Below are 17,962 nucleotides of genomic sequence, written 5' to 3' on the forward strand. Positions count from 1 at the left end.
ACTAAACGCCTCACTCTTTTGGCAAAAGGGTCGAATTTGCATAAATTTTCTGCCTAAATTTAGTGAGAAAAATTTAGTAAATGGCAAAAAGCAGCTTAGTTCAGTTTTACCTTTGCCAAAGAGATTTGTGCTGGAGTTTTTAAGAAATTTTGGTTTAAAAGATAGGGCATTTTATGAATTTAGTGATGATGAAAAGAGCATCATAAAAAGGCTTTTTGCATATCATTTTGCCCCAGCTGGGACATTTGGCTTTGAAAGGGCTGAAGTTACAAAAGGTGGCGTAAAGACTAATTTTTTAAATGAAAATTTAGAGTGTAAAAGCGTAAAAGGGCTTTACTTTATAGGAGAAGTTTTAGATATCACTGGTATGCTTGGCGGATATAACTTGCATTTTGCATTTACAAGTGCTTTCAAGGTAGCTAGCGCTTTAAAAAATAGCTAATCAAATAGAAGTGAAATTTAGCTAGTGGCAGCAAAAACTGCCACTAAATTTATTGTTTCTCTCTTAGATACTCTTGCAAGCTTTTTACTTCAAGTGCTTTGCCAGTTTGAACCGTGCTTAATGACTTAGCAGCTGCAAGCGCTGCACGGATCGTTGTGAAGTAAGGGATCTTAAATCTAAGCACATTTTGGCGGATCTTTTTGCCATCATCCACGCTTGATTTAGTATCGCTTGTATTTATAACAAGCGCTATATCGCCATTTTTAAGCCTATCTTCGACGTTTGGTCTGCCCTCGCTTATCTTATAGACAAACTCAGCCTCCACGCCAGCTTCGCTTAAAATTTTATGCGTACCACCAGTTGCGACGATGCTAAAACCAAGCGCTATTAGCTCTTTTGCAAGATCAGGTGCGTAAGATTTATCAGCGTCAGCTAGCGTTAAAAATACCCTGCCCTTGCTTGGCAAAGTGTTGCTCGCAGCGATCTGGCTCTTTGCAAATGAGCTTGCAAAGTCGTGGCTTATACCCATGACCTCGCCCGTGCTCTTCATCTCAGGGCCAAGGATAAGATCAGCGCCACTTAGCTTGTTAAACGGCAGCACGCACTCTTTTACGCAAACATGCGAGCTTACGCGAGGTTTTAAGATGTCGCCATCTTCATAAACAACCTTGTAATCATCATAAAATTTAAGTGCCTCACGTAAATTTCCCTGCCACATAACTCTTGTCGCCACCTTTGCCATAGGCACGCCAGTAGCCTTGCTCACAAACGGCACGGTCCTGCTCGCACGAGGATTTACCTCGATCATATAAAGCTCATTTTCATAGATAGCAAACTGGATATTCATAAGACCGACAACGCCTAAATTTAGCGCGATATCTCTGGTTTGCTTCTCCACTTTTTTTATCATCTCATCGCTTAAGCTCATCGGTGGCAATATGCAAGCCGAGTCGCCAGAGTGAATTCCAGCCTCCTCGATGTGCTCCATTATAGCGCCGATATAGACCTCTTTGCCATCACATATCGCGTCTACGTCGAGCTCTTTTGCGTCTTGTAAAAATTTATCAAGTAGCACTGGCGAGTGGTTGCTAACCTTTACCGCCTCGCTCATATACTCTTTTAGCTCACTCTCGTTATGCACCCTTCTCATCGCTCTGCCACCTAGAACGTAGCTTGGACGAACGAGCACTGGATAGCCAATATTTGCGGCCTTTTGCAAGGCTTCTTCTAGGCTAGTGGCGGTGTCGTTTTTAGGCTGAAGGACGCCTATTTTATTTATAAATTCGCTAAATTTCTTTCTATCCTCGGCCACGTCGATCACTCTTGCGGTTGTGCCGATGATCTTAGCGCCGATCACGCTTAGGCGTTTTGCAAATTTAAGCGGAGTTTGGCCGCCAAAATGCACGATCACGCCGTCTGGCTTTTCACGCTCGATGACTGATCTAACGTGCTCAAAATCGATCGGCTCAAAATACAAAATATCGCTCGTGTCGTAGTCGGTTGAGACGGTTTCTGGGTTGCAGTTATACATTATCGTCTTTATGCCAAGGTCTCTTAGGGCGTAGCTTGCATGCACGCAGCAGTAGTCAAACTCTATACCCTGGCCGATCCTGTTTGGACCGCCGCCTATTATCATCACCTTTTTAGCGTCTTTTACAGGCTCTTTTTTAGGAAATTTAGTGATATTTGTGGTTGAGTAAAGATATGGCGTTAGCGCCTTAAATTCACCCGCGCAAGTATCGACCTCGTTGTATTCAAGCTCGATGCCAAGCTTCTCTCTCGCAAAATAGATATCATTTTGGCTAAGCTCAAGATCGTCTTTTTCATTTATAAGCACAGCTATCATCTTGTCTGAAAAGCCCATGCTTTTGGCCTCTCGCAGTAGCTCTTCGTTGTTTAAGATATCCATGTCGATCTTATCTTCAAATTTAACTATCTCATAAATTTGCTCCAAAAACCAAGGATCGATCTTGCTAAACTCATACACCTCAGCCACGCTAAAGTCATCTCTAAAGGCTTGTGCTAGATATAAAATTCTTCTCTCATTTGCATTTCTGATGCCATAAATCAAAGCGTTTTTCTCTAGGCTAAGGCTGTTAAATCCGCAAAGATCACGCTCTAGGCTACAAAGCGCCTTTTGGATGCTCTCTTTAAATGTCCTACCTATCGCCATGACCTCGCCAACTGACTTCATCGCAGTGCCTAGATATGGGTTTGATCCCGGGAATTTCTCAAATGTAAAGCGCGGGATCTTTGTCACGATATAATCAATCACCGGCTCAAAGCTAGCAGGAGTGCCAGTGATGTCGTTTTTGATCTCATCTAGGCTAAAACCAACTGCTAGAAGTGTCGCGACCTTTGCGATCGGATAGCCAGTAGCTTTACTGGCAAGCGCCGAGCTTCGGCTAACGCGTGGGTTCATCTCGATAACGATCATACGGCCCGTTTTTGGGTCTATGGCAAACTGCACGTTGCTGCCGCCAGTATCAACGCCTATCTCGCGAAGTATGGCAAAGCTAGCGTCACGCATCGCCTGATACTCTTTATCTGTGAGTGTGAGTGCTGGTGCGACCGTGATGCTATCGCCTGTATGCACGCCCATTGGGTCAAAATTCTCGATCGAGCAGACGATGATGCAGTTGTCATTTCTATCTCTAATGACCTCCATCTCATACTCTTTCCAGCCAAGCAAGCTCTCTTCTATCAAAATTTCATGTATCGGGCTTGCGTCAAGGCCAGTGTTGGCTAGCTCTTTAAATTCGTCCATATTGTAAGCCACGCCGCTTCCTGCGCCACCAAGCGTGTAGCTAGCTCTTATGATGAGCGGAAAGCCTATCTCGTTTGCCGCATTTAGCGCGTCGTCCATATTGTAGGCATATCTACTCTCAGGCAGATCCATGCCGATCTTTTGCATGGTCGCTTTAAAAATTTGTCTATCTTCGCCCTTTTTTATCGCTTCTGGGTTTGCACCAAGAAATTTGACATCCTTTAAAAGGCCACTCTCAAAGACCTCCATAGCGGCATTTAGCGCCACTTGACCGCCCATCGTTGGTAAGATGGCGTCAATCTTTTCTTTTTCGATGATCTTTAAAATGCTATCTTTTGTGATCGGCTCTATATACGTTGCGTCGGCGAAATTTGGATCAGTCATGATGGTGGCCGGGTTTGAGTTTATGAGCACTACGCGATATCCAAGCTCTTTTAGCGTCTTGGCTGCTTGCGTGCCTGAGTAGTCAAATTCGCAGGCTTGACCGATGACGATAGGGCCTGAGCCGATTAGCAAAATGGTATTTATATCTGTTCTTTTTGGCATCATTTTTCCTTTGTTACAACGTATAGGTAGTTTGGTATGTTTAGCTTCGCATAGGGCTCAACTATCACGCTTTGATAGGAGCTCTCTTTTAAAATTTTACTCACGCGCCCTACTGGCACCCCACTAAAAAATATCCCGTCAAGCCCGCTCGTAAAGACCTCGTCGCCCTCTTTTGGGCTGAGCCATTGTGGGATAAATTTCACCATTATTTGGCCTTGATTTCCATGCGCGACGCCTGGAATTTTGTCATTTCCTATATAGACTGCAAATATACTTTTTGGGTCATTTTGCAAGTAAGCTAGAGGCTTGCCATCTTTTGCGATGACGATGCCGGCGCTGCTTCCTTGATAGATGAGCCCATAAATTTTATTTGGGTCGTATCCTTCAAACTCGCTTATCCAAATTTTATTATAATCCCCGATATGCACGTAACTAAGCCCTTTTACTAGCTTTACGGCTGGGGCGTAGGCAGTTGAGTTTTTATCTTTTAAAATTTGATTTAGCTCGTTTGCAAAAGTAGATAGAAGCGTGGCTGAGCGCTCTAGCTCTTTGTTTTGCGCTCTTAGTTTTTCTATCTCGCTAGCCTGCCTAAAATATTCGTTTATATAATCTTTCACGCTTTTAGCAAAATTGTCGTATGAATTTATAGCGTAGTTGCTAAATTTAATAGAGATGTTGCTTAAAATTTCGCCCTTAAACATCGAGGCGCCAGCAAGCAACGCTATAAAAACAAAAAGAACAATCTTACTCTTCATTTGTTAGCTGTTGTAAAAGTCCGATCTCTTGAAGTGCCTTGCCTGTGCCTCTAGCAACAGCAAGAAGCGGCTCATCAGCTACAAATACTGGAAGCTTAACGATATCAGACAAGAACTTGTCAAGCCCTCTAATAAGCGCTCCACCGCCAGTTAGCACGATACCAGTCTCTACGATATCGCCCGCAAGATCAGGCGGCATCATCTCAAGCACGGTTTTAAGCGCATCAGCGATCTCTTTTAGTGGCTCTCTCATCGCCTCTCTCACATCCTCACTTGTTAGCTCAACCCTGCTTAAAAGACCGCTCACTTGATCGCGTCCTTTTACCACTACGCTTAGCTCTTTTTCAAGCTGCACAGCAGAGCCCACAGCGATCTTTATCTCCTCGCCTGTTCTCTCACCTATTAGTAAGTTGTATTTTTCTTTTATGTAATTAACAATGCTGCTATCTATCTTGTCGCCAGCTGTGCGGATAGATTTTGATATTACCAGACCGCCAAGTGAGACGACACCGATCTCAGTCGTACCACCGCCGATATCAACTACAAGGTTGCCTTGTGGTTCGCGAACTGGTAAATTTGCTCCGATAGCTGCTGCCATAGGCTCTTCTATCAAAAATACCTCTCTTGCACCAGCACTTAGTGCGCTCTCTCTAACAGCTTTTCTTTCAACCTGAGTAAGTCCGTAAGGAACTGAGATGATGATCCTTGGGCGTAAGAAATTTTTCCTTCTATGGGTCTTTTCTATAAAGTAGCGTATCATCCTCTCTGTCATGTCAAAGTCCGCGATAACGCCATCTCTCATCGGTCTTATCGCCTCGATGTCGCCAGGAGTTTTTCCCACCATCTCTTTTGCAGCGTGGCCGACTGCTAAAATTTTTTGTTTTCCATATTTCTCACGTCTTACTGCAACAACTGATGGTTCATTTATGATTATTCCCTTATCTTTTACCAAAACCAAAGTGTTTGCCGTACCTAAATCTATACCCATATCACTTGAGAAAAAACCTATAACCTGATCTAAAAACATCTATTTCCTTTACGCTATTTTCTTGTCGTGTTTTATTAAAATTGGCTTTGCACCATCTTTTACCGTCTCTTTTGAGATCACGATATCGTAGTCTTTTAGCTCTGGCAGATCATACATTATATCTGTCATGAGCTCTTCCATTATGCTTCTAAGCCCTCTTGCTCCAGTCTTTCGCTCGATAGCAAGGCTCGCTATCTCTTCAAGCGCTTCATCATCAAATTTAAGCGTAGCGCCGTCGATCGCACAAAGCTTTTGATATTGTTTTAATATCGCATTTTTTGGCTCGGTCAAAATTTTAACCATATCCTCTTTTGTTATCTCATTTAAAGTAGCCACTACGTGAAGTCTGCCGATGAGCTCTGGGATGAGGCCGTATTTTACAAGATCGTCTGGCTCAAGTAGGCTTAGTAAATTTTCTTTTTCGTTTTTGCCACGTTTTTCTTGGTTAAAGCCAAGTACGTTTTTGCCAACTCTGCGCTCGATAATGTCAAGAAGTCCGTCAAATGCACCGCCGCAAACAAATAAGATATTTGTCGTATCTATCTGGATGAAGTCTTGATTTGGATGCTTTCTGCCGCCTTTTGGTGGGATATTTACGACGCTACCTTCGATGATCTTTAAAAGCGCTTGCTGCACGCCCTCGCCTGAAACGTCTCTTGTGATGCTTCTGTTTTCGCTCATTCTAGCGATCTTATCGATCTCATCGACAAATACAATGCCCTGCTCCGCCTTTTTCACGTCGCCATTTGCAGCTTGCAAGAGCCTTGTAAGGATATTTTCAACGTCCTCGCCGACATATCCAGCCTCAGTTAGGCTTGTCGCATCGCAAATCGCGATAGGCACGTCAAGAAATCTCGCCAAAGTCTGAGCCATCAGCGTCTTGCCGCTTCCAGTTGGACCAACAAGCAAGATGTTTGATTTTGAAATTTCAGTATCGTCTTTGATGTCGCTTTGTTTAAAAATTCTCTTATAATGGTTATATACGCCGACGCTAAAGACCTTTTTAGCCCTATCTTGACCGATCACGTAGTTATCAAGTACCGCTTTTAGCTCCTTTGGTGTGAGCTTTTGATACTCTATCGCCTCTTCACTTTTACTCTCTTCTACACTTGTATCACCATGTATCATATCGTATGCTGCTGCTATACAGTACTCGCATATATAGGCGTTTCCTTCGATATCTGCTAATAACCTTCTCTCAGCAGACTCAGCCTCGCCACAAAAATTACACTTTCTAGCCATTAATCTCTTCCTTTTGCAAGCGGAATTCCTCTTGTCGTTTCTAATATAAATTTACACATTTTTTTAACATTTTCATCGCTGGTTTTTGCGATCAGCTCGTTTGCTTGATCTTTTAGGCTAATGCCTTGATTAAACAAAAATTTATAAGCGCGAACAAGCTCTTCAACCTGCTCTTTGTCAAATCTACGCCTAATGCCAACTAAATTTAAGCTTCTTATATAGGCTCTGTTGCCCTCAGCTAGGCAAAATGGCACTACATCTTGACTGAGTGCACTAGCACCTGCGACCATGCAGCTCTCACCCACTCTAACAAACTGGTGAATAGGCGTAAGACCGCCTACAACAGCGTAGTCGCCAAGCTCGACGTGGCCTGCTAGAGTTGCATTATTTGCCAAAATGACGTTGCTGCCTATTATGCAGTCGTGTGCGATGTGAGAGTATGCCATGATAAAGGCGTTATCACCGATCCTTGTTATACCATCGCCCTTGTGCGTGCCTGAGTTTATCGTGCAAAACTCACGTATAGTTGCGTGCTCGCCGATGATGACGCCAGTATCGACCTCATCTTTATAGCTGATATCTTGCGGGATGTCACCCACGATCGCGTAGCTAAATACACGAGAGTTATCGCCTATCCTCGTCTTGCCAAGCACTCTTGCGCCTTGTTTTATCGTGACGTTGTTGCCAAGGACCGCATCTTTACTTACAAATGCGTAAGCCTCGATATTTGCGTCATCTCCAATGATCGCTCCATCTTCTATAACTGCTGTTTGGTGGATATTTTTCATTGTCTCTCTTTTTTAAGCAAAAGCCTATTTATCGACTATCATCGCTTTTAGTTCAGCCTCGGCGCATAGCACATCATCAACATATGCTTTGCCCTCAAGCACCCAGATATTGCCTTTATGTTTTAATACATTTAATCTATACTCTAGCCTATCTCCAGGGCGGACTGGATGGCGAAATTTCGCTCCGTCTATGCTCATAAAATAGACCACTTTGTTCTCGATGCCAGCTTGATGCTCATCGCTCATACTCTTAAACGCTAGCACGCCGCCAGCTTGCGCCATGCCTTCTATTATCATCACGCCAGGATAGATCGGGTGACCTGGGAAGTGCCCCTGAAATATCGGCTCGCCAATGGTTACATTTTTATAAGCGACGATGTTTTTTGCAGGCTCTAGCTCGACAACTCTATCGATAAGCAAAAAAGGAAATCTATGTGGAAGAATTTTTTGAATTTCTACGACGTCTATCACGTTTTAGCCTTAGTAATGTAAATTTTGGCAGATTGTAACAAATTTATACTAAGAAAAAAATTATTAGTCTCTTTTAAAATCTCTGAAATTTAGCCTTAGTGGGTCTAAATTTAGCCCTCTAAAACCAAAATTTCTTCGCTGTCGTTGTAAAAAACAGCCTTTGCGTAAATTTCGTAGCTGCCCTTTTTGACCTCGTCTAAGATGATGATAGGATTTTGCGAAAACTCCCCGCATATCTGCCTACGAAATTTCATCTCGGCGTCAAGCTCAAGCGACCTTTTACAAAGCTCATCAACGCTTTTAAATTTACTATTTGTAAATTTATTAAAGCGCTCTATGCTCATAAATATCGCGCCCTCTTTTAGCTCATCATCGAACTCGCAGTCGCGCTCCACATTAAGCTTTAAATTCTCTCTTTTAAAGCCAGAGTAGAGCACAAAGTAGCTTGGCACCACAGCTCCATCAAATTTAACACTAGCGCGCAAAAGTCTGTAGTTTAAAAATCGCCTTCTAAAAAGGTGAAATTTCTCTCCTCTCGCCTCGCAAAGGCGCACCTTTTTGTAAAGCTCAAGTCTAGCCTCAATGCTGCCATAAAGTGCCCTTGCGTGCAGCTCGCTCATTAGCTCACTTTGGGGCAAATTTTGCGAGTCGCGCTGTTTTTTTAGCGCAAAGACGCAACCGCAGTAGTTTTGGTGATAGAGTTTGTCCTTTTTAGCGAGGATAAACTGCTCGCTTGTGCCGCCATTTTTTCTATAATCAACTGCAACGGCTTCTAAATTTGAGCCAGCCACCGCCTCATCAAGCGCCTTTTTAAGCTGAAAAAAGTCCTTTTTTGGGCTCATCAAAAGCGTTGTCGTGATCTTATTTAGACCAAGCTCTATCGCCTTTTTAGCAGAGTCTTTCATACGAAAATCAAAGCAGTATTCGCACCTTTTGCCCTTTTCTGGCTCATCTTCAAGTCCCTTTGTGCCGCCAAGCCACGCTTCGTAGTCGTATTCGCCACATATTAGCTTGATGCCAAGCTTCTCGCAGCTTCGCTTCACGTCCTCAAAACGCAGTAAAAATTCGCTATACGGGTGTATGTTTGGATCGTAAAAATAGCCTACTATTCGCTCATTTGGATGATCTTTTCGTAGGCGCTGTAAAAAGTAGTGGCTATCGACCGAGCAGCAGATATGAACTAGCAAATTTGACCTTTTTTGCTTGCATTATATCAAAGTTTGTCATCATAAAATTTAGCTGCATCAAGGTATTTTTTAAGGACATTTTGGCTTGCAAGATCATCAAATTTACCAAAAGCCACTTGCTTGCCAGATTCGATTATTAGCACCTTTTGCGCTATCTTCATCGCACTTAAAATATCGTGCGTGATAAAAATAATGCTGATCTTTTCATCCAAGCTTAAAAGCAAATTTATGATCTTTTGCTTCGTCTCGTTGTCAAGTCCGCTTGTTATCTCGTCGCAGATTAAAATTTTTGGCTTTGAAAGAAGCGCTAGCAGTATCCCAACCCTCGTCGCCTCGCCGCCACTTAGCTGTGATGGATATTTTTCTAAAATTTCATCTTTTAAATTTAAATTCGCTAGAAACTCTTTAAGCTCATTTTCGCTAAAGCTAAGCTTAAGATATGACCTCACGTGAGCGATGGCGGTTTTTACTTTTAGCGCTGGGTTTAGGGCTTGTTTTTGGTTTTGCAAGATATATCTGATGTCTTTTTTGAGCTCATTTTTATCGGTTATCTCTTCATTATTTATATAAATTTTGCCCCCACTTTTTGGCTCGCTAAATGATATGAGCTTTGCAAGCGTGCTTTTGCCACTGCCACTTTGACCCAAAATAGCTAAATTTTCGCCATCATCAAGCTCGCAACTTATCCCCTCTAAAAGGTGCAGTACTTCAGCTCTAGCGTTAAAATGCTCCTTAAAGCTTAAACTTTTTGATACGTTTTCAAGCCTGATTTTCACGCATTTTCCTTTAAATTTAGCCGCCCATCTCTCATCTGCCAAATTTCATCACTAAGATAGCTTGTCAGCGCCTCATCGTGCGAGATAAAAATGACACTCATCTTGCCCTTTAAACTCTCCAAGATGCCCGCCACGTGGCTACCACTAATGCTATCAAGCCCACTTGTTATCTCATCGCAGATTAGGATTTTTGGCTTTAAGCAAAGCGCAAGAGCGATCTGCACACGGCTCGCCTCGCCGCCACTTAGCTCGTATGAAAATTTGTGCCAGATGAGATTTGCATTACCCAGCCCAAACTCCCTAAAATAAGCAAACGCAAGCTCTTTATTTGATTTATTATCGCCGCCAAGATAGGCGTTAAAATGATCGCCCACGTTTAAGAGCGGATGAAGGCTTGCAACTGAGTTTTGAAAAACGAGCGCAGCGACCTTTTTTCGGTGCTCTTTTAGCTCATTTTGACTAAGTTTTAAGATATCTTTTTTATAAATGCTAAATTTATCCGCCCTCACTCTAAAATCATCATCAAAAAGCCTTATTAAACTCTTTGCAAAAAGCGATTTGCCACTGCCACTTGCACCCGTGATACCTATAAATTTACCCTCGCCCATGGCAAAATCAAGCTCACGCAAAAGCTTTTTATCCTTATAAAAAACGTTTAAATTTTTAATCTCTATCATATTTTTATATTGCCATTTTTTGAATTTGATGTGATGATCGAGGTTGCAAGGATGAGCAAAAAGAGCGTCACGCCAGGGAAAAGCACCATCCACCAAGAGCCAAGAAAAAGCGCCTCTTTGCTCTCATTTAGCATGATGCCAAGGCTTATTTTATTTGCGTCACTTCCCACGCCAAAAAAGCCAAGCGTAGCCTCCATGACGACCGCGTTTATCGCGTTTATGCCAAAGATGCTAATTATTAAATGCTTTAAATTTGGCAAAATTTCAAAGCAGATAAGACTAAATTTACTAGCTCCATTTATCACGGCTTGCTCGGCGTAGTCGCACTTTTTACTAAGTCTTAAATTTTGCATAAAAACTTTTGCGCCTTGCATAAAGGAGCAAATGGCGATAATAAAAGAGGTTATGAGCAGATCTCCGCTACTAAATGAGCTAAAAAGCATGATAAAAACGATGTTTGGGATACTTAAAAAGGCATCAAGCCCCTTATCAAAAAGGCTCTCACAAACCCTGCTCCTACTCGTGCCAAAATATGCGTAGATGAGCGAGAAAAGCGTCATTAAAAAGCCAGCTAAAAGCAAGATAAGAAGCGAGTTTTTAAGCGCGTAGGCCACTCTTATGAGATTGTCCCTGCCTAGGATGTCAGTGCCAAAGATATGCTCGCTACTTGGGGCTAAATTTACTGCCATAAAGTCAGTGAAATTTGGCTCAAATTTAGAGAAAAATGGCGTCACAAAGGCAAATGTGACAAGCGACAAAAAGACAAAACAGGCTAAGAAAAATATGACTTTTCTCATAAATTTCTCTTATCTGCTAATATGGCAAAAATTTTAGCTAGCAAATTTGCAAAAACGACAAAAACAGCCGTTAGCAAAATGGTCGCAAGTGCGACTGGATAGTCTTTGGCGATCACCGCATCAAGGCTAAGCTTGCCTATGCCTGGAAATGAAAAAATGCTCTCAATGACGTATGAGCCAGCAAAAACGCCAGCCACAAGGGTTGCGAAATAGTAGACTATGTCGGTGCTTGCGTGCTTTATGGCAAAGAGATAAATTTTGCCCCGTCCCAAGCCTCTAGCGTGGGCCGTCTGGATAAAGTCAGCGTTTAGGCTTTGATTTAGCCTGTCTCTTACAAATTTCACGTTTGCGCCAAGGTGTGGCAAGATGATAGCAAGCGTTGGCAAGATGATAAATTTCATCCCAACACCGCTAGAGCCTAGCTCGTTTGCGCCAGAGCTTGGCAGCACGTTTAGATAGACGCTAAAGATCGCAATTAGCACAAGTGCGATGTAAAAATGCGGCAATGAAGCCAGCAAAAAGGAGCTAAAGTTTATAAAGATATCGGCAAATTTATTCTTATAAATGGCGCTTAAAAGCCCCAAGAAAAATGACAAAAAAACTATCAGAAAAAACGAAGCAAAAAACAAAATAAGCGAATTTAATATCCGCTCTTTAATGAGTAGCGACACACTTGCTCCACTTACAAAGCTAGTGCCAAAGTCCCCCGCGACAAAGTGAGCCAGCCACCTAAAATACTGCACAAAAAAGCCATCTTTTAGCCCCAAATTTTCTAAAATTTGCTCTTTTATAGCCACGCTCACCGCCTCACTTCGCAAAAACATCGCGTCAGTGACATTGCCTGGCAAAAAATATATGAGCAAAAATAGAAAAAATGAGATAAAAAACAGCAACCCAAGGCTTGAGATCGCTGTTTTTAAAATGGCTCTAAACAATGCATTTATCCACTATTTTACTTGCCACTCTCTTATGTTCCATAAAAATCCAGCACCATGGTGGCCTAAAATTTGCGTCTTTATGCCTGAAATTTTGTTGTTAAAGACGAGCGGATAGTCAAGATAGGCTATAAAAATGTAAGGTGGATTTTCAAAAAGCGCTTTTAGAAATTCTTTGTAGTATTTTTTCCTAAGCTCCACGTCCTTTGTATATCTTGCGTTTTTTAGGGCAAGATCGACGTTTGCGTCCTTGTAGTGGCTAAAATTCCAGCCATTTTCATTGACATCGATGTCGGCAAATCCGCCAAAAATTCTATATGTGTGAAAGTCTGGATCAAATGGGCTTCCCCAGCCGATCACGAAGCTATCTACCTTGCTTATGCTAAAAGCTGTTTTTGGCTTTGCATAGGCTTTGGCTCTTACGCCAAATTTCTCAAACTCACTGCTTAAAATTTTGGCTAGATTGACCCTTAAGATGTCGTTATTAAAGGCGTATATGTCAAAGCCAAGCTCCTTGCCGTCCTTCTCAAAAAAGCCAGCCTTGTTTTTCTTAAAGCCACTCTTTTCAAGTAGCTCCCTAGCCTTTTGCGGATCGTAGCTAAATTTAAACTCGCTGTCGTTTGCAAAGCTTTTTTCTATAGGATTGTTCGCTACGCTTGCATATCCGTGAAATAGTTTTTTAACTATCTCATCTTTATTAACCGCGTAGTTTAGGGCTGTCCTTACATTTTTATCTTGAAAAAGAGGATCATTAAAGTTAAACATCAAAGCTCTATAGTCCGCACTTTTAAATTTAAGCAAGCTTAATTTTTTATCATCTTTTATGAAATTTACACCAGTTGGAGAAATGAGCGCAACGTCGATCTCACCGCTTTTAAGCCCAACAAGCCTTAAATTTTCATCGCCAACGATCTTTAAAAATAGCCTTTTTATCTTTGGCTCGCCTTTATAGAATTTATCATTTGCCACAAACTCCAAGCTCTCATCTTTTTTCCATTTTACAAGCTTATATGCGCCAGTGCCAATAGGAGCGTCGTTAAATTTATCAGTTGCAATATCTTTGCCCTTTAAAATGTGCTCAGGCAAAACGCCAAAGCTAAGCGCGTCAAGAAATGGCGGAAATGGCTCGCTAAGCGTGATCTTTACTTTATAATCGCCTAAAATTTCAACGCTTTTTACCACATCGTAGTTTGAGATAGCAGGCGCGTTTAGCTTCTTATCTTGAGCCGCTTCGATGGTAAATTTAACGTCCTTTGCGCTAAATTTCACCCCGTCATGCCAAAAAGCATCATCTCTAAGCTCAAAAACATACTCCAGCCCGTCATCGCTCACCTGCCAAGACTTGGCAAGCTCAGGCACGACGTGGCTATTTTCATCGTGGCTAGTAAGTCCAGAAAAAACCAGCGAAAGCGTAGGATCGTGATCCTCGTCGTAGAGTGGATTTATACGAGGTGTTTGCTCCTCGATAGCGACCACAACGGCATTTTCATTTGCATAAGCAAAGGCAGAAAACAACAAAAACAATAAAGCCAAAAATCTCTTCATCACTCGCTCCTTTGTTTAAAAAATATTTGACGAATAGTAATACGAAATGTATAAAAGTATTATTAAGATAAATGTAAATTTAATGTATAGAAAATTTGAAATTTCTAACTAACTTTTAACCTTTTTTAAAGTAAAATCAAGGCTCATTTTAGCTGACAAAAAGGTAAATTTCACAATGGATAAAAAGAAAAAAATAGCCCTAATCACCGGCATCTGTGTAGTCTCACTTTTGCTTATTTACACGCTTCTTGGCTTTTTTGGTCTGCCTTATGCTATCAAAAATATCGCGCCAAAGTACCTAAAAGACTACAACGCAACACTTTTTGTAAGTGATGCTAAATTTAACCCATTTACCTTCGAGCTAAACGCTACAAATGCCGAACTAAACACCACTTCTCCGCTTTTTAGCACAAAGCAGATCGATCTTAAGCTAAAGCCATTTTCTATCTTTAAAAAGCTAGTTGAGATAGACATTTTTAGGTTAGATGAGCCAAAGGTAAAGATCGCAAGAGATAAAAAAGCAAATTTTAACTTTAGCAATTTTATAAGCGATGATAACGCAACTAGCGAAGATAACAGCACTAGCTCGATAAATTTCGCGCTAAATAACGCAAAAATCATCAAAGGCTCATTTTCATATAGCGATCAAAATTTAACAAAGCCATTTAACGTAAGCTTTGATGATATAAACTACGAGCTAAGCTCGCTAAATACGAAGAAAAATAGCGCTGGTAATCACATCTTTGACTCAAACTCAAGCCTAGCACACAAGATCGATCTAAATGGCGATATCAAGCTAAATCCACTAAAAATAGAAGGCAACGTCAGCATAAAAGACTTTAGCATAAAGCCAGTTGCGATAAGTTTTATCGATAACGATACGTTAAATCTAAAAAATGCCATCATAAACCTAAAGATAAACTACGCTTTAAATGCCGATGAGAACGCAACTGGAATAAATTTAAAAGATGGCTTTTTAAATGTAAAAGGACTAAGCCTTGATGAAGGTGCAAATGAGCTTAGCCTTGGAGAGTTAGAGCTTCCAAAATTTGATCTTGTTAGCAAGATAGCTGACAAAACGGAGGCTGCGCTAAATTTAAGTGCCATAAATTTAAATGATATCTCTTTTAAAAATGCTGCCTCTGCAAACGTAAAATCACTAAATTTAAGTGATATCTCGCTTCTTGCAAATTTAAATGAAAAAAGCGAGCTAAACGCCACAGCCAAGCTAAAAAGCGTAGGCGCAAACGCTCTTAAAGTAGATGAAGCGGATAGAAATTTAGCAAATTTAAAAGATATAAATGCTTCAAATTTAAATCTAAATTTAGCAAATAACAAAACCGCTCTAACGCTAGAAAAAATAGCACTTAATGGCATAAATGCGCCACTTAGCAAAAGCGCAAATGCAAATGTAGCAAGCGCTGGCGTGACAAATACAAATTTTACAATGGATGGCAACAAGAGCCTTGCTAGCCTTGATGAGCTAAACGTAAAAAACATAGAGCTTAAAGCAAAAAATAAAGATATAGCAAGCGTCGCTGACGTGGCGATAAAGAGCATAAGCTTTGATATTTTAAAAACGGCTCTAAATATCGCTAGTGTCGATGTTAATAAGCCTAAATTTACTTCAGAACTAAACGACAATGGTCTAAGCGCTGTAAATGAGCTAGGATTTGGCGAGCAGAGCGCAAAAGCTACAAAGGTGGCAAAACACACTAAAAAAGTAGAGAAAAAGGCTGAAAATAAAAGTGCTTCAAAAAGCAAAGAAAATGAGTTTAAATTTGATGTAAAAAATATAAGCGTAAATAACGCAGATATCGCTTTGACGCACCTTTTTGAAGGCGAAAAGATCACTCATAAATTTGATAATCTTTTTGTAAAAGTAGCAAATTTAAGTAGCGATTTTAGCAAGCCATTTGATGCAAAAGTAGCGATGAAAAGCTCACAAAAGCTAAATTTAGATGTTGATTCAAAAATAAAGATCGAGCCACTTGACGTGAGCGCTAAAATCAAGCTAAATGATACAAATTTACCAAAGTATTTTGCCTATGCAAAGCCATTTTTAGAAGCATCTCTATCTAGCGGTCAGATGAGCGCAGATGCCCAGCTTCACTACGCAAAAGATATCAAAGCAGACGCAAAAGTTAGCATCAAAGATATAAGATTAAACGGCAAAAAAACCGAAAAACTAATCGCCTTTAAAAGCCTAGATCTTGAAAAAATTTCATTTGCCAAAAATGACCTTGCCATAAGTGGAGTGAGCTTAAATTCGCCATTTATCAAGGCTCATCTAAGCAAAGAGCGTAAATTTAACCTATCTCAGATCGTAAAAGAGGATAAAAATAAGGCTAAAACCGAGGCAAAACCTGAAAGCAAAAAGGCAGCTAGCAAGAAAGATGACGAGCTAAAATTTAGCGTGAAAAACTTCTCTTTAAAAAATGGCGAGGTTGATTTCTCGGATGCATCGCTATTTATGCCATTTGCCACAACGATCTCAAAGCTAAATGGCAAGCTAACAGATATCGATAAAAAGCGCCCAAGCTCAGGCGAGTTTCAAGGTGTGGTTGGCAAAAATGGCTTTGCGCAGATCACTGCAAAACTCTTTCCATTTGAGCTAAAGCAAAATACCGACATAAAGCTTGACTTTAAAGATATCGATCTAACTGATATAACGCCATATAGTGGGCAGTTTGTGGGCTATAAGATCAAAAAAGGCAAGCTAAATTTAAACCTCAACTATAGCGTCATCGACTCAAAACTAAATGGCTCAAATTTCATAAATTTTGACTCACTTACACTTGGAGAAAAGGTTGATTCAAAAGACGCTGTAAATTTACCACTTTCGCTTGCTATCTCGATACTTAGCGATCAAAATAATCAAATAAACATCGACCTGCCAGTTGAGGGAAATTTAGACGATCCTGACTTTAAATATGGCGGCGTCATATGGGCAGCTGTGAAAAAGCTCTTTGCTGACATCACGCTAGCTCCGTTTAGATTTTTAGGCAACGCTCTAGGACTTGGCAGCAAAGATCTTAGCTCTATTGATTTTCTTGCGGGAAGCAGCGAGCTTATAAGCTCAGAAGCGCCTAAGATAGCTGATTTTATAAAGCTAACTGGCTCAAAACCTAAGATGAAACTTAGCATAACGCCAACATACTCAAAACTCGATGAGAGCTTTTATAAAAACAAAAAACTAGATCAAAAGATCAATCAAATCATCGCTTCAAGCGGCAAAGACTACATAGCAGTTTTAAATGAGCTTGTGCCAAATTTAAAAGATAGAAGCGAAAAAGCTTTAAGAGAAGAGGCGCTAAAAGGCATCGAGGTTGATAAAGAAAAGCTAATAGAGCGTGCAAATGAGCGTGCAAATGCCGTAAAAGAGGCGCTTATCAAAGCTGGGCTTGAGGCTAGTCGCATAAATATAAACGATGCAACAAGCTCAGAGCCTAAGCAAAACACCTATACAAGCGTGCTAATGGGAGTGGCGAACTAAATTTCATTTATCTCGCTGCTTCTTGCGTTGTAGACAAACCAGCTAAGAAGCATAAGCATCATAAATGCCCCAAAAACGAGACTTGCGTAAAAGTATAGGTTAAACTCCGCACCTAGTAAATTTGCGTTGTGAAGGGCGATCATGACGCCAACTAGGCTGATGAGATAGCCTGCGAGCTTGATGATGAAAATTTTAGGATTTACAAAGATCAGCAAAAGGCCGCAAAGCATGACGCCAAGGGCTATTTGTAAATTTAAAACGTCAGCTTCGCCAGAATTTAGCGTCAAAAAACCGAGTAAAAATGCGACCAGCACCATCAAAACAGCATAAACCGCTCTGCTTCGTCCAAAGCCATACATAAAGCAAACAAAGCCCTTATTTTGCCTATTATAATCCATTTTTCGCTCCTTTTGGAAGTTTGCTTATTTTAATGCCAAATTCTTAAATAACGGCTTTAATCTGAAATTTCACTCATTTTGGCTAATATTTTGTATCTTAAAAAAGGAGCAAA

General features: G+C 40.9%; 15 protein-coding genes. 2 read left to right on the plus strand and 13 right to left on the minus strand.

What is annotated here, in order from left to right:
- The coding region (locus HMPREF1019_RS08825; RefSeq protein WP_009295377.1) for an NAD(P)/FAD-dependent oxidoreductase at positions 1–442 on the plus strand (442 nt) is incomplete at its 5' end.
- 49 nt (positions 443–491) lie between these two features.
- Here the strand turns inward: HMPREF1019_RS08825 and carB are convergent.
- The 12 genes from carB to HMPREF1019_RS08885 form a co-directional block, all read right to left on the minus strand.
- Positions 492–3,755, minus strand: a complete 3,264-nt coding sequence (gene carB, locus HMPREF1019_RS08830; RefSeq protein ID WP_009295378.1) for a carbamoyl-phosphate synthase large subunit — start codon at positions 3,753–3,755, stop codon at positions 492–494.
- Entirely contained in the window at positions 3,755–4,510 is a 756-nt protein-coding gene (gene mreC, locus HMPREF1019_RS08835) for a rod shape-determining protein MreC (protein ID WP_004317872.1), read from the minus strand. Before mreC ends, carB begins: the two co-directional genes overlap by 1 nt.
- Positions 4,500–5,537: a rod shape-determining protein gene (locus HMPREF1019_RS08840; protein ID WP_002939972.1), complete on the minus strand. Its 1,038-nt coding sequence runs from the start codon at positions 5,535–5,537 to the stop codon at positions 4,500–4,502. Before HMPREF1019_RS08840 ends, mreC begins: the two co-directional genes overlap by 11 nt.
- Positions 5,538–5,546: 9 nt before the next feature.
- Positions 5,547–6,779, minus strand: a complete 1,233-nt coding sequence (clpX, locus tag HMPREF1019_RS08845) for an ATP-dependent Clp protease ATP-binding subunit ClpX (protein WP_009295379.1) — start codon at positions 6,777–6,779, stop codon at positions 5,547–5,549.
- The gene (lpxA, locus tag HMPREF1019_RS08850; protein ID WP_009295380.1) at positions 6,779–7,567 is read right to left on the minus strand and encodes an acyl-ACP--UDP-N-acetylglucosamine O-acyltransferase; all 789 of its coding nucleotides are present in this window, start codon (positions 7,565–7,567) and stop codon (positions 6,779–6,781) included. Before lpxA ends, clpX begins: the two co-directional genes overlap by 1 nt.
- A gap of 24 nt (positions 7,568–7,591) precedes the next feature.
- A complete protein-coding gene (fabZ, locus tag HMPREF1019_RS08855) occupies positions 7,592–8,038 on the minus strand; it encodes a 3-hydroxyacyl-ACP dehydratase FabZ (protein ID WP_004317884.1) in 447 nt (148 codons plus the stop codon).
- 110 nt (positions 8,039–8,148) lie between these two features.
- Positions 8,149–9,225 carry an epoxyqueuosine reductase QueH gene (locus HMPREF1019_RS08860; RefSeq protein WP_009295381.1) on the minus strand — a complete coding sequence of 359 codons (1,077 nt, stop codon included), beginning with the start codon at positions 9,223–9,225 and terminating at the stop codon, positions 8,149–8,151.
- A gap of 26 nt (positions 9,226–9,251) precedes the next feature.
- A complete protein-coding gene (locus HMPREF1019_RS08865; protein ID WP_009295382.1) occupies positions 9,252–10,001 on the minus strand; it encodes an ATP-binding cassette domain-containing protein in 750 nt (249 codons plus the stop codon).
- Positions 9,998–10,678, minus strand: coding sequence for an ATP-binding cassette domain-containing protein (locus tag HMPREF1019_RS08870; RefSeq protein ID WP_009295383.1), 681 nt, complete (start codon positions 10,676–10,678; stop codon positions 9,998–10,000). The genes HMPREF1019_RS08865 and HMPREF1019_RS08870 overlap by 4 nt, the downstream gene beginning before the upstream one ends.
- Positions 10,675–11,475 carry an ABC transporter permease gene (locus HMPREF1019_RS08875; RefSeq protein WP_009295384.1) on the minus strand — a complete coding sequence of 267 codons (801 nt, stop codon included), beginning with the start codon at positions 11,473–11,475 and terminating at the stop codon, positions 10,675–10,677. Before HMPREF1019_RS08875 ends, HMPREF1019_RS08870 begins: the two co-directional genes overlap by 4 nt.
- Entirely contained in the window at positions 11,472–12,410 is a 939-nt protein-coding gene (locus HMPREF1019_RS08880) for an ABC transporter permease (RefSeq protein ID WP_009295385.1), read from the minus strand. The genes HMPREF1019_RS08875 and HMPREF1019_RS08880 overlap by 4 nt, the downstream gene beginning before the upstream one ends.
- 12 nt (positions 12,411–12,422) lie before the next feature.
- Positions 12,423–13,955: an ABC transporter substrate-binding protein gene (locus tag HMPREF1019_RS08885; protein ID WP_009295386.1), complete on the minus strand. Its 1,533-nt coding sequence runs from the start codon at positions 13,953–13,955 to the stop codon at positions 12,423–12,425.
- A 175-nt stretch (positions 13,956–14,130) separates the two neighbouring features.
- On the opposite strand from HMPREF1019_RS08885, the gene HMPREF1019_RS08890 reads away from it, so the two are divergent.
- Positions 14,131–17,451: a DUF748 domain-containing protein gene (locus HMPREF1019_RS08890; protein WP_009295387.1), complete on the plus strand. Its 3,321-nt coding sequence runs from the start codon at positions 14,131–14,133 to the stop codon at positions 17,449–17,451.
- Here the strand turns inward: HMPREF1019_RS08890 and HMPREF1019_RS08895 are convergent.
- Entirely contained in the window at positions 17,448–17,849 is a 402-nt protein-coding gene (locus HMPREF1019_RS08895) for a hypothetical protein (protein WP_009295388.1), read from the minus strand. The two genes, HMPREF1019_RS08890 and HMPREF1019_RS08895, sit on opposite strands and share 4 nt — an antisense overlap.
- Positions 17,850–17,962: the final 113 nt, after the last annotated feature.

This window comes from Campylobacter sp. 10_1_50, assembly GCF_000238755.1.
Lineage (GTDB): Bacteria > Campylobacterota > Campylobacteria > Campylobacterales > Campylobacteraceae > Campylobacter_A > Campylobacter_A concisus_R.

Excerpts from the sequence above, each read along its gene's own strand:
- carB (WP_009295378.1), bottom strand. The coding sequence starts at position 3,755 with ATGCCAAAAAGAACAGATATAAATACCATTTTGCTAATCGGCTCAGGC.
- mreC (WP_004317872.1), bottom strand. The coding sequence starts at position 4,510 with ATGAAGAGTAAGATTGTTCTTTTTGTTTTTATAGCGTTGCTTGCTGGC.
- HMPREF1019_RS08840 (WP_002939972.1), bottom strand. The coding sequence starts at position 5,537 with ATGTTTTTAGATCAGGTTATAGGTTTTTTCTCAAGTGATATGGGTATA.
- clpX (WP_009295379.1), bottom strand. The coding sequence starts at position 6,779 with ATGGCTAGAAAGTGTAATTTTTGTGGCGAGGCTGAGTCTGCTGAGAGA.
- lpxA (WP_009295380.1), bottom strand. The coding sequence starts at position 7,567 with ATGAAAAATATCCACCAAACAGCAGTTATAGAAGATGGAGCGATCATT.
- HMPREF1019_RS08870 (WP_009295383.1), bottom strand. The coding sequence starts at position 10,678 with ATGATAGAGATTAAAAATTTAAACGTTTTTTATAAGGATAAAAAGCTT.
- HMPREF1019_RS08875 (WP_009295384.1), bottom strand. The coding sequence starts at position 11,475 with ATGAGAAAAGTCATATTTTTCTTAGCCTGTTTTGTCTTTTTGTCGCTT.
- HMPREF1019_RS08885 (WP_009295386.1), bottom strand. The coding sequence starts at position 13,955 with ATGAAGAGATTTTTGGCTTTATTGTTTTTGTTGTTTTCTGCCTTTGCT.
- HMPREF1019_RS08890 (WP_009295387.1), top strand. The coding sequence starts at position 14,131 with ATGGATAAAAAGAAAAAAATAGCCCTAATCACCGGCATCTGTGTAGTC.
- HMPREF1019_RS08895 (WP_009295388.1), bottom strand. The coding sequence starts at position 17,849 with ATGGATTATAATAGGCAAAATAAGGGCTTTGTTTGCTTTATGTATGGC.